This is a genomic window from Erwinia sp. MYb375, assembly GCF_037479175.1.
GTDB classification, from domain to species: domain Bacteria; phylum Pseudomonadota; class Gammaproteobacteria; order Enterobacterales; family Enterobacteriaceae; genus Erwinia; species Erwinia rhapontici.
The window spans coordinates 153,328-179,058 of record NZ_JBBGZS010000019.1 but is presented as its reverse complement, the minus strand read 5'-3'; the positions used below and the strand labels follow the sequence as shown (position 1 = coordinate 179,058).

The window sequence follows — 25,731 nt, the reverse complement described above, 5'->3', positions numbered from 1 at the left end:
CTTACCTCGAGGATTTATACATGTCTCTACAGGATCGGCTAATCGACTCGCTGGGGAGTTTTGCCACAAAATTCAACAGCTACCGCTACATCATGGCGATCAAGGCCTCGTTTATTACCCTGATGCCGGTGATTATTGTCGGTGCTTTTTCGGTGCTGATTTCCAATATGGTGCTGGATGGCAAGAACGGGCTGGCGAGCTTTGAGGCGCTGTCGTTCCTTGCTGAACTCAAACCTATTACTTCCAGTATTAACTACGCGACGCTCAGTTTTCTGAATATCGGTGCGGTGTTCCTGATCGGTATTGAACTGGGAAAAATCAACGGCATCAAAACCCTGTTCCCAGGTCTGCTGGCGATTATCTGTTTTATCGCCGTCACGCCAACGACATTAAGCATGATGGTCAATGGCCAGTTGCAGGTGGTCACTGACGTGCTGGCGAAACAGTTCTCGGATACCAAGAGTCTGTTCCTCGGCATGTTTATTGCCATTCTCTCCGTCGAGATCTATTGCCGACTGGAAAATATCGATCGGCTAAAAATCAAAATGCCGGACACGGTACCACCGAATGTGGCAGCTTCGTTCTCGGCGCTGATCCCATCGATTATTACCGTCTCCGCCATCGCCACGTTTGGTTTTATCTTCCACCGTTTCACCGGCATGTATCTGTATGACGCGGTGTACAAAATTGTGCAGGAACCGCTGGAATCGGTAGTGCAGAGCCTGTGGGGTATTCTGCTATTGATGTTTGTTGCCCAGCTGTTCTGGGTGATCGGTATTCACGGTAATCAGATGGTGAAACCGATCCGCGAACCGCTGCTGCTGGGGGCGATCCTGGTCAATATGAACGCCTTTGAGCAGGGCATTGAAGCACCGAATATCATCACCATGCCGTTCTGGGATGTGTATATGAGCATCGGCGGCTCCGGACTGACGATCGGCTTACTGACGGCGGTGATGCTGGCAACCAAACGCAAAGAGATGCGGGAAATCGCCAAGCTGTCATTCGGTCCTGGCCTGTTTAACATTAACGAACCGGTGATCTTCGGCATGCCGATTATGCTCAACCCGATCCTCGCCATCCCGTTCATTATCACGCCGCTGATCACCGGATCGATAGGTTACTTCGCCACGGTCACTGGGTTTGCCGGGAAAGCGGTAGTGATGGTGCCCTGGACCACGCCGCCGATCATCAATGCCTGGCTCTCTACCGCCGGATCGATGGGGGCTGTGGTGACGCAAATCGTCTGCATTATCGTCTCCATTTTGGTCTATCTGCCGTTTGTCAAAATCGCTGCGCGCCGTGCAGAGGCCGCTGAAGCCCGCGCGTTACAGCCTGAACTCGCGAAACACTAAGGAGCTATGATGAGCACAATCAACGTCACTATCCCGGCCGATTTTATTCTCGGGGCCGCCGCTTCCGCGTGGCAAACCGAAGGCTGGAGTGGCAAGAAAGCGGGGCAGGACTCTTACCTCGATGCCTGGTATCAGAACGATCGTCATGTCTGGCACAACGGTTACGGCCCGGCGATCGCCACCGACTTTATCAATCGCTATAAAGAAGATGTCGCCTTGATGAAAGCCTCGGGGCTGACGCACTACCGCACTTCGATTAACTGGTCGCGCTTTCTGACTGATTATGAAAATGCTGTCGTCGATGAAGAGTATGCCGCGTATTACGACAACCTGATCGATGAGCTGCTGGCAAACGGCATTCAGCCGATGCTGTGCCTGGAACACTACGAGCTGCCAGCTGCCCTGCTGGAGCAGCACGGCGGCTGGGGTTCAAAGCATGTGGTGGAGCTGTTTGTCCGTTACGCAGAGCAGGTGTTTGCACGCTACGCCCACAAGGTGACGCGCTGGTTTACCTTTAACGAGCCGATTGTGGTGCAAACGCGGGTCTATCTGGATGCGCTGCGCTGGCCATACGAGCAGAACACTGACAAATGGATGCAGTGGAACCACCATAAAAATCTCGCCACGGCGAAAGTGGTGCAGCTGTTCCGTGAGAAAGGTTATGAGGGTACGGTTGGCACCATCCTGAACCCGGAAGTGACGTACCCGCGTTCCAGTGCGGCGCATGATGTAAAAGCGGCGGAAATGTACGATCTGTTCTACAACCGCGTCTTCCTTGACCCGGCCATCAAAGGCGAATACCCGGCGGAGCTGGTTCAGTTGCTGGAAAAACATCAGGTGAAATGGGATTACAACGCGCAGGAGCTGGCGATTATCTCCGCCAACCGCGTGGATGAAGTCGGCATCAATCTCTATTACCCGCACCGCGTGAAAGCGCCATCACGTGCCTGGCACCCGGAAACCCCATTCCACCCGGCATTTTACTACGAGCATTTCGAACTGCCGGGGCGGCGTATGAACACCTCGCGCGGTTGGGAGATTCAGCCCGCCATCGTCTGGGATATGGCCTTGCGTATGAAGAATGACTACGACAACTTCCCGTGGTTTATCGCTGAAAACGGTATGGGGATTGAGAACGAAGCACGCTTCAAAAATGCTGATGGCGAGATTCAGGATGACTACCGCATCGCCTTTATCACCGAACACCTTTACCAGGCCGTGCGGGCAAACGCCGCCGGAATGAACTGCCTGGGCTATATGCTGTGGGCCTTCACCGACAATGTTTCCCCGATGAATGCCTTCAAAAACCGCTACGGACTGATTGAAATCGACCTGGATTGCCAGCGCCAACGCCGGATGAAAAAATCCGCTCACTGGTATCAACAGGTCAGCGAACAGCGCCAGCTCTCTGTCACCCTGGATGATGAAGCCAAATAAGGAGTTACCCATGCAACGTATCGTACTGGCCTGCGCAGCAGGCATGTCCACCTCAATGGTGGTGACGCGAATGGAAAAAGAAGCCGCTGCCCGTGGACTGGCATACCAAATCTATGCGATCCCGGAGCAGAATCTGCGTGACGAGCTGGAAAACTACCCCGGCGAAGTGGCGGTGGTGCTGCTGGGGCCGCAGGTGCGCTTTAAGCTTGAAGAGAACCGCAAACTTACCGACAGCCACAATATTCCGATTGCGGTGATTGATTCGGTGGCTTATGGCACCCTTAACGGCGCAAAAGTACTCGATCAGGCGCTGGCTTTGGTAAGCTAGGCGTCATTGATGGTCATAATGATTTAAAAGGTGAAGCTCTGTGGACAAAGGTGCGCCTGCGCAGGAAAAAAAGCAGTATCAGGAAATCGGGCACGATCTGCGGCAGCAAATCATCGATGGCCACTACCCTGTTGGCTCTCGTCTGCCGCCTGAACGCAATATTGCGGAAACCTGGGGCGTCAGCCGCACCATTGTGCGTGAAGCGCTATTGATGCTGGAGCTGGAAGGAACGGTGGATATTCGCCAAAGCTCCGGCGTTTATGTGATGCGCATCCCGTCGGAAAGCAGTGACGAAGAGGAGGCGTTTTTCCGCAGCGACGTCGGGCCGTTTGAGATGTTTCAGGCGCGCCAGCTGCTGGAGAGTAATATCGCCGCATTTGCGGCGAAAATGGCGACCAAAGCCGATATTGAAAACCTAAAACGCACCCTGGAGCAGGAGCAGCGCGCCATCGCCCTCGACGATAAAAGTCAGGACAATGACAAGCTGTTCCATCTGTTGCTGGCCGGGGCCACTCAGAATCAGATGCTGCTGGATACCGTCAACAGCATCTGGCGTCATCATGAGAGCAGCCCACTGTGGCAGCAGCTGCGCAGCCATATTGAAACCCGCAGCTACCGGCTGAAATGGCTGGGCGATCATCAGACCATCCTCGCCGCGCTGCGCCGTCGTGATGTGATGGGATCGTGGCAGGCGATGTGGCAGCACCTGGAAAACGTGAAACACAGTCTGCTGGAATTGTCGGATGCTGATGCACCCGACTTTGACGGCTATCTGTTTGAGTCCGTGCCGATTTTCCAGGGGAAGCTGGTGTGAGTTTGCTGCGCATTGTGCCGTTAACAACCGTGCCGGAACACCGCGAGACGATTATCGACTGGCAGTGGCGGGCATTTGGTAGCGATAACAGCCGCGACTTTTTTGCCAGTGTGATCGACAGCAGTTTGCGCGGTGCCGATCTGCCGCTGACCTTTGTGGCGCTGGACGGCGATCGTCCGGTGGGTACCGTGGGATTATGGCGCTGCGATCTGATCAGTCGCCAGGATCTGTTTCCCTGGCTGGCGGCGCTGTACGTCGATGAAAGTTACCGGGGGCGGGGTTTAAGCGAACAGCTCCAGCAGGCGGTGATCGACTGTTGTCATCAACGCGGTGATGCGAATCTGTATCTCTATTCGGCCTGTGCGGACTATTACGAGCGTTTTGGCTGGCAGTATATGGGCGATGCGTTGGATTATCCGGCGACGGCGGTGCGGTTGTATCATAAGGCGTTGAAATAAAACCGGGTCGGGCATGCCCAACTCCTACATCATCGGTGGATGTACACCGGGTCGGGCATGCCCAACCCCTACGTCATCGGTGGATGTACACCGGGTCGGGCATGCCCAACCCCTACGTCATCGATGGACGTACCCGTAGGGGCGAGGCATGCCTCGTCCCTGTTTACTGCGGTGCTCCGACCGAATGACGCCTCACCAGCGTCGGGCTGAACAGATTCGTAATCTCCGGCAGTGGCTGATTGTGAGCCAGGGCCAGTGCCAGTTCCGCTGCCTGCTGTGCCATCGTCACAATCGGATAGCGCACCGTGGTCAGACGCGGCCGCACATAGCGTGAAACCAGCACGTCATCAAAACCAATCAGCGACATCTCTTCCGGCACCCGCACGCCATTGTCACTCAGCACCGCCAACGCACCCGCCGCCATCGAATCGTTATAACAGGCTACGGCACTGAAGGTTTTTCCCTGGCCGAGCAGTTCCGTCATCGCCTGTTCACCGCCCACTTCATCCGGTTCGCCGAAGGCCACCAGACGGTCATTACAGGGTAAGTTGTGCTCTTTCAACGCATCGTAATAACCTTGCAGGCGGTCGGTAGCGTCAGAAATGGAATGCGTTGAGCAAATATAGGCAATGTTGGTGTGCCCCTGCTGGATCAGATAGCGCGTTGCCAGCCAGGAGCCGTAACGGTCATCCAGTGCAATACAGCGGGTTTCAAAACCCGCTAGCACGCGGTTCAACAGCACCATCCCTGGGATCTGCTTCATCAACGGCACCAGCTCGGCATCAGGAACCTGCTTGGCATGAACCACCAGCGCCGCGCAGCGGTGACGCATCAGTTGCTCAATCGCCTGACGTTCTTTCTGCTCATTATGGTAACCGTTACCAATCAGCAAAAAATTACCGGTCTCCCAGGCCACAGAATCTACCGCTTTGACCATTGCACCGAAAAACGGGTCAGAAACATCCCCGACCACCAGGCCGATGGTTTCCGTCGACTGCTGAGCCAGCGCCCGTGCATTGGCGTTCGGGTGGTACTGTAAGGACTCCATCGCGCTGGTTACGGCCAGGCGCGAACTTTCACTGGCTTTAGGGGAGTGATTAATCACACGCGACACGGTTGCCACCGAAACGCCCGCGAGCCTGGCAACATCCTTTATCGTAGCCATTCGTTAAATGCCTTCCTGGGTAAGCGTTTACATTGTCATTAGTGTTGCGGAAAGCGCCAGTGACTGCAAGCCTGCAACACCGCGCAGAATGTCGCAGCCATCGCAAAGCCGATCGATAAACGGCCTGTGCCGCTGCAGGATGAAAAATGATATTCTGAGTTTCCAGAAAAATACCTGCTGAGTCGATCCTGTCATGACGATTAAAAAAGTGCCACATCTTGCCCACTGGGGTGCCTTTAGCGCCGTAGTTGAAGACGGGAAACTGCTCCGCTGTGAGCCTTTTTTCGCTGATCAGGATCCGTCACCGATGCTCAACAGCATCCCCGAACTGGTCTACTCCGATAAACGTATCCGTAAACCGATGGTACGTCGGTCGTGGCTGGCATCCCGTGAAAAGAGCGACCGCACCCTGCGCGGACGTGAAGATTTTGTTGAAGTGGACTGGGACACCGCGCTGGACCTGGTGGCCGAAGAGAATCGCCGCGTGCGCGATCGTTACGGTGCCAGCGGCATCTTTAACGGTTCTTACGGCTGGTCCTCTGCCGGACGCGTTAACCATGCGCGCACTCTGGTCCGACGTTTCTATAATCTGGGCGGTGGCGGCATCGACCAGCAGGGCAACTACAGCTGGGGCGCGGCGCAGTTCTTCCTGCCGTATGTGATTGGCACCTACATGCCGCTCACCGGGCGCGTGACCGACTGGCCGAGCGTGGTTTCACACTGTGAGATTTTTATCGCTTTTGGCGGGCTGGCGCTGAAAAACAGCCAGGTGGCTTCGGGGGGCGCAGGGGAGCACAGCCTGAAGCCAGCATTGCTTCAACTGGCGGCGAAAGGCACCCCGGTGGTGAATATCAGCCCAATGCGCGATGACTGCCCGGCGTTTGTTAACGCCGAGTGGATCCCTATCCGCCCGAATACGGACGTGGCCCTGATGCTGGCGCTGGGCTATGAAATTGAACGTCTGGGAGCCGTCGATAACGCCTTCCTGCAATCCCACTGCGTGGGGTACCCGCAGCTGCGTGCTTACCTGCTGGGTGAGAGCGACGGCCAGGCGAAAACACCGCAGTGGGCCAGCGAGATCACCGGCATTCCGGCGGCACGTATTGCTCTGCTGGCAAAACAGCTGTGCGGTAAACGCAGCTTTATTACCTGCTCTTATTCCGTGCAGCGGGCGCATCGTGGCGAACAGCCTTACTGGATGATGATTGCGCTCTCGTCCATGCTGGGTCAGCCGGGGCTGCCGGGCGCCGGATTCTCGTTTGGCCACGGTTCGATGAACAGCGTAGGCAACCCGCGAACGGAAGGGCCATCGCCGCTGATGTCTGCCGGATTCAATCCGATTGCCGATCTGGCGATCCCGGTGGCGCGTATCAGCGATATGTTGCTTAACCCCGGCACGGAATATACCTTCCAGGGACAAACGCATACCTATCCTGATATTCATCTGGTTCACTGGGCCGGCGGAAATCCGTTCCATCATCATCAGCAGCTTAATCGTCTGGTGGAAGGCTGGCAGCGCCCGGACACGGTGATTGTGCAGGATATTGTCTGGACGCCCGCAGCACAGATGGCCGATATCGTCCTGCCGGTGACAACCTCGCTGGAGCGCAATGATATTGGTGGATCGTCAAAAGACCGCTTTGTGCTGGCGATGCACCAGGCGATTAATCCGCAGCATCAGGCACGTAACGACATTGATATTTTTGCTGACATCGCTGAGCGTCTGGGCTATCGCGATACCTTTACGGAAAACCGTAACGAACGCCAGTGGATAGAGCATCTCTACCAGCAGTGCGCGGTGGCGCATCATGGCAAAGGCATTGATTTCCCGGAGTTCGACACCTTCTGGCAGCAAGGGCATGTGGAAATCCCGCCTTCTGAGAAGGACTGGGTATTTATGGACGATTTCCGCCGCGATCCGGTTGCTCACCCGATTAAAACCGCCAGCGGTAAGATCGAGCTGTTCTCAGAAACCATTGCCGCATATCAGCTGCCAGACTTTGGGCCACACCCGGAGTGGCAGCCGCCGCAGGAGTGGCTGGGTGCGCCGATTGGCCAGCGTTTCCCGCTGCATATGATTTCCATTCAGCCCCATGACCGTCTGCACAGCCAGATGGACGCCACGCCATCGGTACAGGCGAATAAAACGGCCGGACGTGAAACCTTGTTGATGCATCCACAGGATGCTGCAGCGCGGGGTATTAGCAATGGCGATGTGATTGAGGTCAGTAACGATCGTGGCATCATGCAGGCGGGTGTGCGCATCAGCGACGGCGTGAGCCCGCAGGTGGTGCTGATTGCCACCGGTGCATGGTTTAATCCCGGTTTCGGTAAAGCCTGGAAACCTTACGATCAAGCCGGGAATCCAAACGTGCTGACGTTGGATATTGGTACCTCGTCCCTGACGCAGGGGCCGAATGCTATGAGCTGCCTGGTGGAGATCAGAAAAGCGGATGTCACTGCCTGACCATTTCACCGTGAGCCAGGTGTGCCGTTCTGTGGGAGACATGCATAAAACCCTACAAATCACATAGCTGGTTACATTTTGCGGGTAACTGTTGCGATTCCTGAGTAGCGGCTTAACGTGCAGGGTTGCTACAGTTCAAGTCCCAGAGGTATTGATGGGTGAACATCAAAAAGTTTTTAACGCTTTGTTTCACCAACCTGCGCAGATGCGCAGGTTTTTTTTGCCATTTTTTCGGGTTTTTTATTTTAACTGTCTGATTTTTATTTTCTTTTTTAAAGGCGCTTCAGGCTGTTCTCCGGCTGTTTCACTCACGATCTGAAACACTGTTTCCCTGTCATCTCCACACCATTTTTTGTATAACTGCCAGCAAGTTATCTCCCAGCCCGTACCGGAACCTACATGCCCCCGTTTAAACGAAACTCGGCGAAATCTCAGCCTGCACCCACGTTCAACCCTGTGCGTTTTCGGGTGGTCTGTCTGGGGGTATTCGCTTGCCTGGTCTTTCTGCTGGCGAGTGTGGCCGATTTACAGCTGATCAACCATCCGATGCTGGAAAAACAGGCCGATGAACGCTCATTGCGTACCGTCACCCTGCCGACTAACCGGGGAACGCTGCTGGATCGTAATGGCGAAGCGCTGGCGTTAAGCGTGCCTTCACGCGATGTGATTGCCGACCCACAACGTGTGCTGGAAGGGCACCCTGACTTTACCAGCCCCAAGTGGCAGTATCTTGCCAATGCGCTGGAGCAACGCCCTGAGCAACTTGCCGCGCAGATTAATGCCAACCCGAAACGCCGCTTTCTCTACCTCGGGCGCAAAATTGAATTAGGGATTGCCAAAGATATCGTCAAGCTGCATCTGACCGGGATCACTACGGTTTACGACGACAGTCGTTACTACCCGATGAGTGAGGCAACGGCCCCTCTGCTCGGTATTGTTGGGGCGGATAATGCCGGGCTGACCGGGCTGGAAAAGGGCTTTGATAAGCTACTGCAGGGCACACCCGGCGTGGAAAAATACCGTCAGGATGCCAGTGGCAATATCGTTGCGATGATCAACTATGAACCGCCACAGCAGCCTCCTACCGTGCAGCTCAGTATTGATAAATTTGATCAGTACACCCTCTACAGCAAACTGCGTGATGGGGTGCTCCTGAATAAAGCGGACTCGGGTGCGGCGGTGTTGGTGAAAATCGATACCGGGGAGATCCTCGGCATGGCGTCCTATCCGTCCTTTAATCCCAACAACTTTGTTGATGTCTCACCTGCGCAGATGCGCAACACGGCCATCAATGACAGCTTTGAACCCGGATCAACGGTGAAACCGCTGGTGGTGATGGAAGGGCTGGCGCGTAAACTGGTGCGCCCGGATTCGGTACTGGATACCACGCCTTATCGTGTCAATGGCCACCTGATCCGCGACGTTGGCCACTGGCCGCGCCTCACCATGACCGGCATTCTGCAAAAATCCAGTGATATTGGCGTGTCGCACATTGCCCTGGCGATGCCGGCAGAAGTGCTGGTGAATACCTACCACGCGTTTGGTCTGGGTAAGCCGACCGGATTAGGTCTGACCGGGGAAAGTGTGGGCTACTTCCCGCTGCACCGTGAGCGCTGGGCGGATATCGAACGTGCGACCTTCTCGTTTGGCTACGGTCTGCGCGTGACGCCACTGCAGATTGCGCGAGAATACGCCACGCTGGGTTCCTTTGGTGTTTATCGGCCACTGTCCATCACGAAGGTCAGCCCGCCTGTGGCGGGCCGCCGTGTGGCAGATGAAAACACGGTGCGTGCCGTGGTGCATATGATGGAGAGTGATGCCTTACCGGGCGGCAGCGGGGTGCGTGCTGCAGTGCCGGGCTATCGTCTGGCCATCAAAACCGGTACGGCAGAAAAGATGGGCGACAGCGGCAAATATGATGGTGGCTATATCAACTACACCGCCGGAGTGGCACCCGCCAGTGACCCTCAGGTGGCGCTGGTGATTATGATCAACCATCCGACGGCGGGCGATCACTTCGGTGGCTCGGTCGCCGCTCCGGTATTCGGCAACATTATTGGCCCGGTACTGAAGCATATGAATATCGCCCCGGATGCGATTTACCATCCGGGCTGATCCCTCAGAGTCACACCGCCAGCCCACGCCTTTGCGTGGGTTTTTTTTACCCCTTCAATCCCTTTTTCATCATTTTATCCTGTTGGTTTCTTTTACTGACAACTTTTATGTGGCAGATACACGAATCGACAAAATAAGCACAGGGCAAAGGGCTAAGGTGGGACACCACGATGCAGTAATGCATTCCATTGTGTCGTGTCAGCCCCCTGAGGTGTTGGTAGCGCTGCAGGGGGCGTTTATGACCTTCAGGAACCGATAAATGCCGAAACTTAAAGACAGGACGCCAAAAACTGGCGGTCGTTCAGCCGCCTTTCAGCTACGCATCCACCCTCAGCTGCACGATCAGTTGAGAATGATCACCGACAATGACAATGTGACGCTCGCCTGCTGGCTGAAGGACCTGGCGCGGCGTGAACTCAGGAGGAGGGGAGTAGAGCCTCTGGGCTAACCCGGGCATTGATTGCAGGAGGCAACAGCTATCAGCATCCGCCAACCCGATGCGGCACGAGAATCTAACTCGTCGCGTGTCGATAAAGAACTTAGCGGAAACTTAACACAGCCAGATTTTTGCACCCTCTATCATGCCTCTTTTTTATGAGAGTAATCACTCTCGTTATTAATTTAAAGCTATCTAATTGAGACTTCACCATGCGCTTAAGGATTCTTCCCGCGAGTTTGCTTTTTTTGCTGGCCGCCTGCGACCAGACCACGACCCCGCCCCAAGACACGTCCGTTCAGGTCGGTATCAGCACTTTACACAGTGAGCCTGTCACGTTGTTTAAACAGTTACCGGGCCGAACCACGGCCATCCGCACGGCAGAAGTGCGCCCCCAGGTCAGCGGTATTGTACGTAAACGCCTGTTCACGGAGGGAAACGAAGTGAAAGCGGGACAATCGCTATATCAGATAGACCCCGCCAGTTACCAGGCCTCCTACGACAAGGCACTGGCGACCTTGATAAACGCGGACAAAGTGGCTGCGCGCTACAGACCGCTGGCCGCTGCGCATGCCATCAGCCAACAGACCTACGATGATGCGGTAGCCACGGCGCGTGAAGCGAAAGCCGATGTCGAAACGGCACGCGTTAACCTCAATTACACCCAGGTGCGGGCACCCATTTCCGGTCATATCGGGCGTTCACTGTCGACCGAAGGGGCGCTGGTGACCAATGGGCAAAGCAGTTACATGAGTCTGATCCAGCAGCTTGATCCCATTTATGTCGATGTCAGTGCCTCTTCACTTGATCTCCTTGCGCAGCGCCGTGCACTGGCGGAAGGGCTGTTAAAAAAAGTGGGAAAGAATGCTGCGGCGGTAAAACTGACGCTGGAGGATGGTTCTCCCTATCCACAAGAGGGGCGGCTGGAGTTCTCGGAAGTGACGGTGGATGAAAGCACCGGCAGCGTCACGTTGCGTGCCGTTTTCTCCAATCCGCAGCGTGAACTGTTGCCTGGCATGTTTGTCCACGCCAGTTTCCCGCAGGGGATCGCCGAACAGGGCATTCTGGTGCCGCAGGAATCGATCATGCATGACAGCAAAGGGCGGCCTTATGTCTACCTTGTGGATGCGGACAATCGCATCAAGGAGCAGTCGATCACCACCGGCCAGATGATCGGTCACAAATGGTTGGTGAGTTCCGGGCTGAAATCGGGCGATCGGGTGGTCGTGAATGGGCTGCAGACCGTGCAGGCCGGAACGCGGGTGACCACCACTGCCAGCACGAACGGGTCATCGAACGCCTCGACAGTCAATCTGACGACCACCGACGCATCGGCGCAGTAGCAAGGAAACCCTGATGTCTAAATTTTTTATTGAACGACCTATTTTTGCCTGGGTGATCGCTATCGTGGTGATGCTGGTGGGGGGGCTGTCGATTCTCATTCTGCCTATCAATCAGTACCCGAATATTGCCCCTCCGGCGATTTCGGTGCAGGTGGCCTATCCGGGTGCGAGCGCAGAAACGACGCAAAATACCGTGGTGCAGGTCATTGAACAGCAGTTGAACGGGTTGGATAACCTGCGTTATATCGAATCACAAAGTAACAGTGACGGCAGTGCGTCAATCATCGTCACCTTTAATCAGGGCACAGACCCGGATATTGCCCAGGTGCAGGTGCAGAACAAAGTGTCGCTGGCTGAATCACAATTGCCGACCGAAGTGGTGAATCAGGGAATCAATATCCGTAAGTACCAGGCCAACTTTATGCTGGTGGTCGGGCTGACGTCGAGTAATCCCAAGCTGAGTAATGGCGATCTCGCTGACCTGATGGTGTCGAAATTACAGGACCCGATTGCGCGCAGCAACGGCGTGGGGGATTTTATGGTGATGGGGGCCGAGTACGGAATGCGTATCTGGCTCGACCCGGAAAAACTGTATAAATACCAGCTGGTTCCCAGCGATATCACTACGGCGATCAGCCAGCAGAACGTGCAGGTTTCCAGTGGTAAACTCGCCGGATTACCGACGGTGCCGGGCGCAAGATTCAGTGCGACTATCGTCGGGAAAACCCGTCTGCAGTCAGTGGAGCAGTTCAAAAACATTCTGTTGAAGGTCAATGCTGATGGTTCACAGGTGCGCCTGCGTGACGTGGGCGGTATCGATCTTGGCCCACAGGATTACAGCATTTCCTCCACTTTTAACGGTGAACCGTCGGTTGGTATTGCACTGCGCCTTGCCAGCGGCGGTAACGTGCTGGATGCGATCAACAGCGTGCGACATACCGTTGATGGCATTAAACCTTTCCTGCCGGAAGGGGTGAAAGTCAATTTCCCGTACGATACAGCACCCGTTGTCAGTGCCTCGATTGAGGAGGTGGTGAAAACGCTGATCGAAGCGATTGTGCTGGTCTTCATGGTGATGCTTGTGTTCCTGCAAAACCTGCGTGCCACGCTGATTACCACGATGGTGGTTCCGGTGGTGCTGCTGGGCACATTCGGTATTCTTGCTGCCTGCGGTTACACCATCAATATTCTCACGATGTTTGGAATGGTGCTGGCCATCGGGCTGTTGGTGGATGACGCTATCGTGGTGGTGGAAAACGTCGAACGTGTGATGCACGACGAAGGGCTGGATCCGAAAGCCGCCACGATTAAGTCCATGCAGCAGATTCAAGGGGCGCTCCTGGGGATTGCGCTGGTGCTGTCAGCGGTGCTGCTGCCGATGGCCTTCTTCAGTGGTTCCACCGGGGTTATCTACCGTCAGTTCTCAATCACCATTGTCTCTGCGATGGCGCTCTCGGTGCTGATGGCGATGATTTTCACCCCCGCACTGTGCGCCACGCTGCTGAAAGCGACCTCTGCCGAGCATAAAACCACCGGGATGGCGGGCTGGTTTAACCGTAAATTCGACACCGGGACGCTTTATTACACCCGCGGCGTGAGTCGCGTTATTTCCAAACGAAAGCTGTTCCTGGTGATCTACGTGGCCATTATCGCCGCAACAGGTTATCTGTTTACCCGCGTACCCACCTCATTCCTGCCGGATGAGGATCAGGGGGTGATGATGGTGCAGGTGACGCTGCCCGCCAATGCCTCCAGTGGACGCACCCAGGAGGTGCTGAATGACATTGGTGGCTGGTTGCTGAAGAACGAACCTGAGGTTAAATCGGTCTTCTCGCCGAATGGTTTCAGTTTTGCCGGGCGTGGGGAAAATGTCGGCATGTCCTTTGTGCTGTTGAAACCCTGGGACCAGCGCAACAGCGATCAGTCGGTGAAGAAACTGGCTGCCCGCACGATGGCGCACTTCGCCACGCTTAAAGATGCCAAAGTGTTTGCTCTGGTACCGCCAGCCGTTATGGAACTGGGGAATGCGACCGGCTTCGACTTCTTCCTGCAGGACGTCAATAACCAGGGGCACGCTGCACTGATGGCCGCACGTAATCAATTCCTGTCGATGGCAGCGAAAGACAAGCGCCTGTTCGCTACCCGTCCGAACGGGATGGAGGATGAGCCGCAATATCATCTGATTATTGATGATGAACGCGCGCGGGCGCTGGGCCTCAGCCTGGAAGAGGTTAACGATACGCTCTCCACGGCCTGGGGCTCGAACTACGTGAACCAGTTTATCTATAACGCCCGCGTTAAGAAGGTTTACGTGCAGGGTAACGCGGGGTCGCGTGTGGCACCGGAAGACCTCGACAAATGGTACTTCCGTAATGCCCGTGGTGACATGGTGCCTTATTCCGCCTTCGGGAGTGGCAAGTGGGAATACGGTTCACCGCGCTATGAGCGCTTTAACGGTGCCTCGTCGGTGGAGATTATGGGCTCGCCTGCGCCTGGGTATAGCTCGGGTGATGCGGTAAAAGCCGTCAACGAGATTGCCGCCAAACTGCCCAAAGGGTTCCGTGTTGGCTGGCATGGGTTGTCCTACGAGGAGCAGATGTCCGGTTCGCAGACCCCGGCGCTGTATACCATTTCCATTCTGATGGTCTTTCTCTGCCTGGCTGCACTGTATGAGAGCTGGTCGATCCCATTCTCGGTGCTGATGGTGGTACCCATGGGCGTGTTAGGCACCATTCTTGCGGTGTTGATGCGAGGCCTGGAAAATGACGTCTTCTTCCAGGTGGGGCTGCTGACGACCATTGGGCTTGCCGCCAAAAACGCCATTCTGATTGTCGAGTTTGCCAAAGATCTGCATGAAAATCAGGGGAAAGGACTGGTGGAGTCAGCAATTGAGGCGGCGAAACTGCGTATCCGGCCAATCATTATGACCTCAATGGCCTTTGTGCTCGGCGTGCTGCCGTTGACGATGTCTCATGGTGCCGGTGCAGGAAGCCAGCACTCGATCGGGACTGCCGTCGTCGGCGGGATGATCACCGCCACCTTCCTGGCCATTTTCTTCGTGCCGATGTTTTACGTTGTGGTTGCCCAGCGTTTTTCCACGAAGAAAAAAGTGAAAACTGAGGTTGAAGAACATGATGCGTAAGTCTTTCTCTCAGGGGATCTTGCCTCTGACGATGATCCTCACGGGGTGTACTATGGCCCCAGACTATCATCGCCCGGCTTTACCCGTTGCGGCGCATTACGAGAGTCAGGGGGCGGCGTTGCGTGGCGATGGCGCGGACATCCGCTGGCAGAACTTCTTTACCGATCCGGTCATGCACAGGCTGATCGCCAGTGCGCTGACCAATAACCGTGACCTGCGCGTGGCGGCGCTGAATGTGGAGGTGGCGCGTTCTCAGGTGCAAGTTGATCGCGCCGCCCTGATGCCATCGCTTGATTTCAATGCCAGCGATAGCGCCACACATCTCCCGGGTAATCTCTACAGCACGCAGAGCAGCGGACCGGTGACGTATCACCAGCTGAATACCAGCCTGGGCGTTACCGCCTGGGAACTGGACTTCTTTGGTCGTTTGCAAAGTCTGCGCGATCAGGCACTGGAAGCCTGGCTGGCCAGCGCGGCCACACAAAGGGCGACGCAGATCACCCTGATTGCTGAAGTGGCCTCTGGCTATCTGTCGCTGTGTTCCGATAATGATCTGCTGAAACTGGCGCAGGATACGGCAAAAAGTCAGCAGGACTCCTGGGATCTGACGAAACGCAGCTATGACGGTGGGGTGGCCAGCGAACAGGACCTGGTGCAGGCTGAAACCGCGGTACGTGCGGCGCAGGCGGATATTGCGACCTACAGCCGCCAGGTACGCCAGGATGTTAATGCACTGAGGCTACTGGTGGGTAGCGATCTGCCCGCCGGTCTGCTGGCGGGCGCCCGTTTGCAGAAAGCCTGGAATTTCCCGGTCACGCCAGCCGGGTTGCCTTCCGACCTGCTGACGCATCGCCCGGATATTATCGCCGCTGAACACACGTTAAAGGCGGCGAATGCCAACATCGGTGCGGCACGTGCTGCGTTCTTCCCCAGCATTTCACTGACGGCGGCGGGAGGTTCCACCTCTGCGGCCTTTAGCCATCTGCTGTCGGGTGGCACGGCCGCGTGGTCATTTGGGCCCAGTATCAATTTGCCCATCTTCGATGGCGGGGTGAACTCGGCCAATCTGGATATCGCCAAACTGCAAAAACGCATTGAAATTGCGGATTATGAGAAGACGATCCAGACGGCATTTAAAGAGGTGGGGGATGCCCTGGCGGGCCAGGAAACCTACCAGGATGAGTTGAAAGCCCGCCAGTTAGATGAAATCGCGAACCAGCGTAACTTCGATTTTGCTAACGTGCGCTACCGTGAAGGTGTGGACAATTATCTGAATGTACTGGTGGCACAGCGCTCGCTGTATGGCGTGCAGCAGTTATTGATTACCACCCGTCTCGGGCAGCTAAACCAGCAGATTACACTTTATAAAGCACTGGGAGGGGGATGGAAATCGTGAAGAAATGAGATGAAATCTTTTACTTATTACGAAATTCTTACGCGGTGAGGATAGAATTTCAGCAGTTAAATAGATGATAATAGGAATTACTATCAACAACGGTTGATGGTTTTGTGGGTCAGGCGTGCCTGACCCCTACGCATGATGCGGTGTTAGCGCAGGGGCCAGGCATACCTGACCCCTGCGTATGATGCAGTGTTAACGTAGGGGCCAGGCACGCCTGGCCCACATTAAATTTCTGTCGCGGCGGTGATTACCGGCGTGTTTATCCTCTTGCTGCATCTTATTGAACAGAGCCTCATGACCGTTACCTCCCCGAAGAAATCGCACGCCCGGCGTAAAATCATCCTCTGCGTTATTTTGCTATTGCTTGCTGCTGCTCTGGCCTGGCATTTCTGGCCGCACGGTCAGAGCGGAGCCGGTGGCCGTGGCGGTATGCGTGGTCCGGGGGGCCCGGGTGGGCCAGGACAGATGATGGCGGGCATGACGACGCCAGTGCACACTGGCCCCGTGGTGCTGGCTGATGTGCCGGTCTACCTGACGGCGCTGGGTACGGTGATCCCCAATGCGACGGTGACCGTGACCAGCCGTGTCGACGGACAGCTGACGCACGTCTGGTTTAAAGAGGGGCAGAAAGTGGCCGCCGGGCAGGTGCTGGCGCAGATCGACCCGCGCAGCTACCAGGCAACGCTGGCGCAGTATCAGGGCGATCTCAACCAAAATCAGGCGCTGCTAAAAAGCGCGCAACTGACGCTGGCCCGCTATCAGAAACTGTATGCTCAGGACTCGCTGGCGCGTCAGGACCTCGACACCCAGATCGCCACGGTCGGGCAGTACAGCGGGGCGGTCAAAGCCGATCAGGCACAGATTGATGCCGCCAGACTCAATATTGAGTACGCGCGTATCACCGCGCCGATCAGCGGGCGCGTTGGTCTGCGTCTGGTGGATGCCGGTAATATGGTGCAGAGCAGCTCAACGACCGGGCTGGTGACCATCACGCAGACGCAACCCGCCGCCGTCACCTTCAGCGTGCCGCAGAGCAATATTCCCACGCTGCTGAAAGCACTGCACAACGATCAGAGCCTGCCTGCCACCGCATTCGACCAGCAGGGCAGCAGCGAGCTGGCGCAGGGGGAAGTGCAGTTTATCAGTAACCAGATTGATACCAGCACAGGCACCGTTACGCTGAAAGCGCAGTTTGCCAACCTCGACGAGTCGCTCTACCCCAATCAGTTTGTTAACCTGCGCCTGCAAACCAGCACCCTGAAACAGGCGACGGTGATCCCCGGGCAAGCGCTGCAACTGAGCAGCGATGGCAGTTTTGTCTACGTGGTCAATAAAGACAACACGGTGACCCGCAAAGCGGTGAAAACCGGGCCGGTGTTTGGCAGCGACCAGCAGGCGATCCTTGAAGGCGTCAGCGCCGGTGAACAGGTGGTGACGGAAGGCATTGACCGTCTGACCGACGGCAGCAAAGTCTCGGTGGTCACCGCCGAAGAGACGGCCGCCGCTATCGGGGGCAAGAAAGCGCAATGAACCCATCGCGCATCTTTATCGAACGCCCGGTAGCCACCATCCTGCTGATGGTGGGCGTGCTGATTTCCGGTATTTTTGCCTACCGTATGCTCTCCACATCGGCGTTGCCGCAGGTGGATTATCCGACCATTCAGGTCACCACACTCTATCCCGGTGCCAGCCCGGATGTGATGGCCTCATCCGTGACGGCACCGCTGGAGCGCCAGCTTGGGCAGATGTCAGGCCTCAGCCAGATGGCCTCCAGCAGTTCAAGCGGTTCGTCGGTGATCAGCCTGAAGTTCTCTCTCGATCTGTCACTGGATGTGGCCGAACAGGAAGTGCAGGCGGCGATTAATGCCGCCGACAGTCTGCTGCCAACCGACTTACCCAATCCGCCGACCTATAAAAAGGTCAACCCGGCGGACAGCGCGGTGATCACCTTAGCCGCCAGTTCAGACACATTGCCGCTGACCAAAGTGCAGGATCTGGTGAACACCCGTATTGCGCTAAAGCTGTCACAGATTTCCGGGGTGGGCATGGTGACGCTGGCCGGGGGGCATCAGCCTGCCATCCGCGTGCAGATGGACCCGAAAGCGCTGGCCGCACATGGCCTGACGCTGGAGGACGTCAATACGCTGGTCAGCAACAGCAACGTCAATGGGTCGAAAGGGGGCTTTGATGGTCAGTACCATTCGGTCACCATCGATGCCAACGATCAGCTGCGCACTGCCGCTGAATACGGCAACCTGATCCTGACCTGGAAAAATGGTTCGGCGCTGCGTCTGCGCGACCTGGCACATATTGAAGAAGCGGCTGAGAACACATATCAGTCGGCGTGGGCCAATAATACACCGGCGATTGTTATCAGCGTGCAGCGCCAGCCGGGCGCTAATGTGATTTCGGTGGTGGACAGCATCAAAGCGCAGCTGCCGACCCTCCAGGCCGCGCTGCCGGACGGCGTCAAAGTCACCGTGCTGTCGGATCGTACCCAGATCATTCGCGCATCGATTAGCGATGTGCAGTTTGAGCTGATGCTGTCGATTGCGCTGGTGGTGATGGTGACCTTCCTGTTCCTGCGCAACGTTGCGGCGACGCTGATCCCAAGCATTGCCGTGCCGCTGTCGCTGGTGGGCACTTTTGGCGTGATGTATCTCGCCGGATTCAGCCTCAATAACCTGTCGCTGATGGCGCTGACGGTGGCCACCGGTTTCGTGATTGATGATGCCATTGTGGTGGTGGAGAACATCTCCCGCCGTCTGGAAAAGGGCGAAAGCCCGATGGAAGCCGCACTGAAAGGCTCGCAGCAGATTGGCTTTACCATTATTTCCCTGACGTTCTCGCTGATTGCGGTACTGATCCCGCTGCTGTTTATGGGGGATGTGGTGGGGCGATTGTTCCGCGAATTTGCCATCACGCTGGCAGTGTCGATACTGGTTTCCATGCTGGTGTCGCTGACCCTGACGCCGATGCTGTGTGCGTATTTGCTGCGCCATATTCCTGAACACCGCCAGACGCGCTTCTACCGCAAGGGCGGCGAGTTCTTTGACAAGCTGGTGGCCGGATATGATCGCTTGCTGACCGTCGTCCTCAACCATCAACGGCTAACGCTGTGTGTCGCGTTAGCCACCCTGGCCCTGACGGCGTTGCTCTATCTGGTGGTGCCGAAGGGGTTCTTCCCGGCGCAGGACACCGGGTTGATCCAGGGCGTAACCGTCGCCTCTCAGGATGTGTCATTTAAAGAGATGTCACGGCGTCAGCAGCAGTTGGCGGACATTATCCTGAAAAACCCGGCGGTCGAAAGCCTCTCTTCGACGGTGGGGATCGACGGCAGTAATACCAGCCTGAACAGCGGCCGTTTGCAGATTAACCTCAAGTCGTTTGACGAGCGCGATGAACGCGCCGACAGCGTAATTGCCGAGCTGCAACAGGCGACGGCGGGGGTGCCGGGCATCTCACTGTATCTGCAATCCGCGCAGGATCTGACGGTGAACGATCAGATCACGCCGGATCGCTACCAACTGACGCTTGACGATGCGGACAGCCAGAACCTGGTGGCGTGGTCCCCGAAGCTGGTCAGCGCATTGCAGCAGCGCCCGGAATTCAGCTCGGTGGTCAGTAACCTGCAGCATCAGGGGCAGGTGGCATACGTTGAGCTGAATCGCGATGCAGCCGCCCGTTACGGCATTACTGCCTCAGACGTGGACACCGCGCTGTATAACGCCTTTGGTCAGCGCCTGATCTCCACCATTTTCACCCAGTCGAATCAGTATCGTGTGGTGCTGGAAGTGGCCCCTGCATTCCAGCAGTCTCCGGCCTCGTTTGATGATATCTATCTGCAACCCTCAACCAGCAGCAGTTCGTCATCATCAACCAGTACAACCAGCACCAGCACGACCAGCAGCAGTTCAACGGACAGCACGGCCAGCACCACCACCAGTGGCATGGTGAAACTGACCTCGGTCGCCAGCATTCACCTCCGTACCGGCTCGCTGGTACATATGCGGCTGAATCAGTTCCCGGCGGTCACCGTCTCCTTCAATCTCAATGATGGCTATTCGCTGGAACAGGCGCAGCAGGCCATCAGTGAGGAGAGCACTTCACTGGCGGTGCCGCCGTCGATTACCCTGCGTTATCAGGGCGAAGCGGCGGCGTTCCAGAGTGCCACCAGCAATACGCTGTGGCTGATCCTCGCAGCGCTGCTGACCATGTATGTGGTACTGGGTATTCTCTACGAGAGCTTTATTCACCCGGTGACCATTCTCTCGACGCTGCCGTCGGCGGCGGTGGGGGCGCTGCTGACGCTGATGCTGGCGGATACCGAATTCAGCCTGATCGCACTGATTGGGGTGATCCTGCTGATCGGCATCGTGAAAAAGAACGCCATTATGATGATCGACTTTGCGCTGGAGGCCGAGCACAAGCAGCACCTCAGCCCCCGTGAGGCGATCCATCAGGCCTGCCTGCTGCGCTTCCGTCCAATCCTGATGACCACCATGGCGGCACTACTGGGCGCACTGCCGCTGATGCTGGCTTCCGGTTCGGGTGCAGAGCTGCGTCAGCCGTTGGGCCTGGTGATTGTTGGCGGGCTGATCTTCAGCCAGGTGCTGACACTGTTTTCCACCCCGGTGATCTACCTGTGGTTTGATGGGCTGTCACAGCGCATGAAACGTTATCTGCGCCGCTCAGACGCCGCACGGGGGCGTGAATGAGTATGACGCGTCTGTTTATTTTCCGCCCGGTTGCCACGCTGTTACTCACACTGGCGCTGGTGTTGCTGGGGGCGCTGGGCTATCGACTGCTGCCGGTCGCCCCGCTGCCGACGGTGGATTTCCCGACCATTATGGTGTCGGCTGACCTGCCGGGAGCCAGCCCGGAAACGATGGCTGCCACGGTGGCCACGCCGCTGGAGCGTGCGCTGGGGCAGATTGCCGGTATCACTGAGATGACCTCGGAGAGTTCTCAAGGTTCGACCAATATCATCCTGCAGTTTGCCCTCGATCGCGATATAAACGGCGCGGCGCGCGATGTGCAGGCCGCCATCAACGCAGCGCGCAGCCTGCTACCGAGCAGTATGCCGTCGCTACCGACCTACCAGAAAGCCAACCCGTCCGATGCCCCGGTGCTGATGATGGCGCTGTCGTCCACCACCCGCACCAGCGCTGAGCTGTACGATCTGGCCGACAGTAAAATCAAACAGAAGATCGCCCAGGTGACGGGCGTGGGGGATGTTTCCCTGCGCGGGAGTGCCCTGCCTGCGGTGCGCATTGACCTGCAACCTCAGCAGTTAAGCCAGGCGGGTGTGTCACTGGACAGCGTGCGTGAAGCCATCGCTAACAGCACCACTAATTTGCCGAAAGGAAGGCTGGAAGGGAAAAGCCAGTCATGGATGGTGGACGGCAACAGCCAGCTCGATCAGGCCAGCCAGTACCGTAATCTGGTGGTCAGCTACAGCAACGGGCGTGCCATTCACCTGAGCGATGTCGCTAAGGTGTCTGATTCCGTGGAAGATAACTACAGCGCTGGTTTCTATAACGGTTCACCGTCGGTGACCATCGGTGTGACCCGTTCCGCCGGGGCTAATATGCTGGAGACCATCGATGGCATTAAAGCCCAACTGCCGCTGATTGAAAAAGATCTGCCCGCTGACGTGAAACTGACCATTGTGGTCGACCGTTCGCCCAACGTGCGCGCATCATTGTATGAAACCGAAGAGACCTTACTGATTGCGATGCTGCTGGTCATCGGCGTGGTGTTTGTTTTACTGCGCGATGTGCGTGCGTTGGTGATCCCGGCGCTGGCGCTGCCGGTATCGCTGATTGGCACCTGCGCGGTGATGTATCTGTGCGGTTACAGCCTCGATAACCTGTCGTTGATGGCGCTGATTATCGCCACCGGCTTTGTGGTGGATGATGCCATCGTGGTGCTGGAAAATATCACCCGCTACATCGAAGAGGGGCTCAGCCCGGTGCGTGCCTCGATCAAAGGTGCGCAGGAAGTGAGTTTCACCGTGCTGTCGATGACGCTGTCGCTGGTGGCGGTGTTTATCCCGATCCTGCTGATGGGCAGTATTGTCGGGCGCCTGTTCCGCGAATTTGCCGTGACGCTCACCGCCTCACTGATTATCTCCATGCTGGTCTCACTCAGCCTGACGCCGATGCTCTGTTCGCGTCTGCTGAAGCGTAAACCGGCGGTGACGAAACGCCCACATCCGCTCTATCAGTGGATTGAGAATGGCCTCAACCGCCTGCTGGCTGCCTATGCCGCTGCGCTGACATGGGTGATGCGCCATCAGCGCCTGACGATGTTCAGCCTGCTGCTGACGGTGATCCTTAACGTCTTTCTCTATTCCGTGGTGCAGAAGGGGTTCTTCCCGAACCAGGATACCGGGCTGCTGATGGGCATGATGCGTGCCGATCAGAACGCCTCATTCCAGGCGATGGAACCGAAAGTGAAAGCCTATGCAGCGATGATCGAAAAAGATCCGGCGGTGGATGGGGTGATGTCCTCAATGGGCAGCGGGGCGTTTGGCTCGCGCAATACCGCCATGTTTTTCGTCCATCTGAAAGATTTCGATCAGCGCGATGCCAGTGCCAGCGAAGTGGCCAACCGCCTCAGCGGTAAAACCCAGAATGTGCCTGGCGTCGAACTGTTCCTGATGGCGGCGCAGGATCTTCATATTGGTGGGCGCAGTGCTAACGCTTCGTATCAGTACAGCCTGCAGGCTGACGATCTGGATACGCTGCGTATCTGGACACCGAAAGTGAAGGCGGCGCTGGAGCAGATCCCCCTGCTAACCAGCATTGATTCTGACTCCCAGACTGGCGGGCAGGAAGTGATGATCACTATCGATCGTGACCGCGCCACCCGGCTGGGTGTGAATGTGCAGATGCTGGATGACATGCTGAATAATGCCTTCAGCCAGCGTCAGGTAGCCACGCTTTACAAAACGCTGAATCAGTATCATGTGGTGATGTCACTCAGCCCGGAATGGACGCGCGATCCGGATACGCTCAACAAATTGTTTGTGGTCAATGACAGTGGCGATCGCATTCCGCTGTCGGCTTTTGCCAGCATCAGCGGCAGTAATGCACCGTTGTCGGTCAACCATCAGGGTCAGTCGGCCACCAGCACCATCGCCTTTAACCTCCAGGACGGTGCATCCCTTGAAGCGGCGCAGGCGGCGGTGAAAACGGCGATGGCAAAAATTGGCCTGCCGGATACGATTCAGGCCGGTTTTGCCGGCACCGCGCAGGCCTTTGCCGAGCTGAATGCCTCAATGCCGTGGTTGATCCTCGCGGCGCTGGCCGCGGTGTATATCGTGCTGGGGATGCTGTATGAAAGTTATATTCATCCGTTAACCATTCTCTCCACGCTGCCGTCCGCCGGGGTGGGCGCGCTGCTGCTGATGCTGTTAACCGGCACGGAGCTGACGGTGATCGCGCTGATCGGCATCCTGTTGTTGATTGGCATCGTGAAAAAGAACGCCATTATGATGATCGACTTTGCGCTGGCGGCCGAACGTAAGCAGGGGATGACCCCGCAACAGGCGATCACTCAGGCCTGCCTGATGCGCTTCCGTCCGATAATGATGACCACCCTGGCGGCGTTCTTCGGCGCACTGCCGCTGGCGCTGGGCAGCGGGGGAGATGCCGATCTGCGCAGCCCGCTGGGGCTGGCGATTGCCGGTGGTCTGGCCCTGAGCCAGTTACTGACCTTATTCACTACTCCGGTGGTGTACCTCTATCTTGACCGCGCCAGCCGTGCCACACGACGTCAGTGGCTGCGTCTGCGTCATGCTGAATAACTCAATAATGATGAAAATGAAAAAACGTACTCCCCTTGTACTGGCATTGCTGATTGGCGGATGTGCCGTTGGCCCGGATTACCAGCGCCCGACAGCTCCGACCGCGTTGCAGTATAAAGAGGCCAAAGGCTGGCATCAGGCCAGGCCACAGGATCAGCTCAGTAAAGGCGACTGGTGGGCGGTGTACCACGACAGCACGCTGGATAGCCTGCTGCGTCAGGTGAAGATTTCGAATCAGAACGTGGCGCAGTATGAAGCCCTGTACCGCCAGGCGCTGGCGCTGGCCTCAGAATCGCGCAGCGATCTGCTGCCAACGGTCACCGGGACGGGCAGTTCGACGCGCAGCGGGGCATCTGCCACCACCAGCACCAGCGGTCAGTCGGTCAGTAACAGCCACGCATTGCAGGTCTCCGCCTCCTGGGAGCTGGATATCTGGGGCAAACTGCGCCGCACGCTGGAGGAGAACCGGGCCAGCGCAGAGGCCAGCGCGGCCGAACTGGCGAATATGACCCTCAGCGCCCAGTCAACACTGGCACAGGACTATTTCCAGCTACGCATTCTTGACCAGCGCATCGCGCTGTATCAGAAAAGCGTGGATGCCTATCAGCGTTATCTGACGGTAATCCAGAATAAATATCAGGCAGGCAGTGAATCACGCGGCACCCTGGCGCAGGCGGAAACCCAGCTTGAAAGCGCACGGGCTTCGGCGCTGGATCTCAGCTGGCAACGTGCTCAGCTTGAACATGCGATTGCGGTACTGATGGGGAAAACCCCGGCAGAGTTTAGCCTCGCGGTGGCACCGCTTCAGGCCACACTGCCGGCGGCACCAGTGACATTGCCCGCAGATTTACTGCAACGCCGCCCGGATATTGCCCAGGCAGAGCGCACGGTGGCCGCCGCCAATGCCGCCGTGGGCGTGGCGATTGCCGGTTACTACCCGGATCTGACGCTCAGCGCCAGTGCGGGCTATTCCGGTTCCAGCTTCAGTCATCTGCTGACCTTACCCAATCGCATCTGGTCGTTGGGACCCAGCCTGAGCGGTACGCTGCTTGATTTCGGAGCCACCTCCGCGAAAGTGTATCAGGCACGCGCCGCGTACGATGCGGATGTGGCCAGCTATCGGCAGACGGTGTTGTCCGGCTTTGAAGAGGTAGAAAACTATCTGGTGGCACTGCGCACCTTCGAGGCGGAAATGCAGGCGCAGCAGCGTGCGGCGGCCTCAGCACAGGAGTCCGCACGCGTCACTAACAATCAGTATCAGGCCGGGATGATCGACTATCTCGACGTGGCCACCACCGAGAATACCAGCCTGACCCAGCAGCAGAGCCTGCTGACACTGCAAAGCACCCAGTGGGTGACCAGCGTGCAGCTGATTGTAGCAACCGGTGGCGGCTGGAAAACGCCGTAGTATGGGGCATGGGCGGGCATGGACCCGCCCCTACAGTTATCCTCTCTT

General features: G+C 56.9%; 16 protein-coding genes. 15 read left to right on the top strand and 1 reads right to left on the bottom strand.

Translation table 11 applies throughout. From position 1 onward, the window contains the following. Positions 1-20 precede the first annotated feature (20 nt). The 5 genes from WH279_RS11545 to WH279_RS11525 are packed head-to-tail and all read left to right on the top strand — an operon-like array spanning position 21 to position 4,392. The gene (locus WH279_RS11545) at positions 21-1,355 is read left to right on the top strand and encodes a PTS sugar transporter subunit IIC (protein ID WP_133846103.1); all 1,335 of its coding nucleotides are present in this window, start codon (positions 21-23) and stop codon (positions 1,353-1,355) included. Between the two features lie 9 nt (positions 1,356-1,364). Beyond that, complete coding sequence (locus WH279_RS11540; protein WP_200643158.1) at positions 1,365-2,792, top strand: glycoside hydrolase family 1 protein; 1,428 nt, start codon at positions 1,365-1,367, stop codon at positions 2,790-2,792. 10 nt (positions 2,793-2,802) lie between these two features. After that, positions 2,803-3,120, top strand: coding sequence for a PTS sugar transporter subunit IIB (locus WH279_RS11535; protein WP_133846102.1), 318 nt, complete (start codon positions 2,803-2,805; stop codon positions 3,118-3,120). A gap of 40 nt (positions 3,121-3,160) precedes the next feature. Next, positions 3,161-3,934 carry an FCD domain-containing protein gene (locus WH279_RS11530; protein ID WP_339456676.1) on the top strand — a complete coding sequence of 258 codons (774 nt, stop codon included), beginning with the start codon at positions 3,161-3,163 and terminating at the stop codon, positions 3,932-3,934. Between the two features lie 2 nt (positions 3,935-3,936). Continuing rightward, a complete protein-coding gene (locus tag WH279_RS11525) occupies positions 3,937-4,392 on the top strand; it encodes a GNAT family N-acetyltransferase (protein WP_339456716.1) in 456 nt (151 codons plus the stop codon). A gap of 163 nt (positions 4,393-4,555) precedes the next feature. On the opposite strand, the gene galR is transcribed toward WH279_RS11525, so the two are convergent. After that, complete coding sequence (gene galR, locus WH279_RS11520; protein WP_339456675.1) at positions 4,556-5,557, bottom strand: HTH-type transcriptional regulator GalR; 1,002 nt, start codon at positions 5,555-5,557, stop codon at positions 4,556-4,558. Positions 5,558-5,750: 193 nt separating this feature from the next. Here galR and WH279_RS11515 point away from each other — a divergent pair, with 193 nt between their 5' ends. The 10 genes from WH279_RS11515 to WH279_RS11470 all read left to right on the top strand — a co-directional run bounded on the left by WH279_RS11515 (position 5,751) and on the right by WH279_RS11470 (position 25,683). Next, a complete protein-coding gene (locus WH279_RS11515; RefSeq protein WP_339456674.1) occupies positions 5,751-8,024 on the top strand; it encodes a molybdopterin guanine dinucleotide-containing S/N-oxide reductase in 2,274 nt (757 codons plus the stop codon). A gap of 399 nt (positions 8,025-8,423) precedes the next feature. Further along, positions 8,424-10,139 carry a penicillin-binding transpeptidase domain-containing protein gene (locus WH279_RS11510; protein ID WP_200643162.1) on the top strand — a complete coding sequence of 572 codons (1,716 nt, stop codon included), beginning with the start codon at positions 8,424-8,426 and terminating at the stop codon, positions 10,137-10,139. A gap of 259 nt (positions 10,140-10,398) precedes the next feature. Then, positions 10,399-10,587, top strand: coding sequence for a toxin-antitoxin system HicB family antitoxin (locus WH279_RS11505; RefSeq protein WP_133846096.1), 189 nt, complete (start codon positions 10,399-10,401; stop codon positions 10,585-10,587). 200 nt (positions 10,588-10,787) lie between these two features. Continuing rightward, positions 10,788-11,918: an efflux RND transporter periplasmic adaptor subunit gene (locus WH279_RS11500; RefSeq protein ID WP_339456673.1), complete on the top strand. Its 1,131-nt coding sequence runs from the start codon at positions 10,788-10,790 to the stop codon at positions 11,916-11,918. 13 nt (positions 11,919-11,931) lie between these two features. After that, on the top strand, positions 11,932-15,060 hold the full coding sequence (locus WH279_RS11495) for an efflux RND transporter permease subunit (protein WP_339456671.1): 3,129 nt from the start codon (positions 11,932-11,934) through the stop codon (positions 15,058-15,060). Further along, complete coding sequence (locus tag WH279_RS11490) at positions 15,050-16,456, top strand: efflux transporter outer membrane subunit (RefSeq protein WP_339456669.1); 1,407 nt, start codon at positions 15,050-15,052, stop codon at positions 16,454-16,456. Before WH279_RS11495 ends, WH279_RS11490 begins: the two co-directional genes overlap by 11 nt. Before the next feature lie 300 nt (positions 16,457-16,756). Continuing rightward, positions 16,757-17,992 carry an MdtA/MuxA family multidrug efflux RND transporter periplasmic adaptor subunit gene (locus WH279_RS11485; RefSeq protein WP_339456667.1) on the top strand — a complete coding sequence of 412 codons (1,236 nt, stop codon included), beginning with the start codon at positions 16,757-16,759 and terminating at the stop codon, positions 17,990-17,992. Then, on the top strand, positions 17,989-21,180 hold the full coding sequence (locus tag WH279_RS11480) for an efflux RND transporter permease subunit (protein ID WP_339456665.1): 3,192 nt from the start codon (positions 17,989-17,991) through the stop codon (positions 21,178-21,180). The genes WH279_RS11485 and WH279_RS11480 overlap by 4 nt, the downstream gene beginning before the upstream one ends. After that, positions 21,177-24,275, top strand: a complete 3,099-nt coding sequence (locus WH279_RS11475) for an efflux RND transporter permease subunit (RefSeq protein ID WP_339456663.1) — start codon at positions 21,177-21,179, stop codon at positions 24,273-24,275. Before WH279_RS11480 ends, WH279_RS11475 begins: the two co-directional genes overlap by 4 nt. Before the next feature lie 16 nt (positions 24,276-24,291). Continuing rightward, complete coding sequence (locus tag WH279_RS11470; protein ID WP_339456661.1) at positions 24,292-25,683, top strand: efflux transporter outer membrane subunit; 1,392 nt, start codon at positions 24,292-24,294, stop codon at positions 25,681-25,683. Positions 25,684-25,731: the final 48 nt, after the last annotated feature.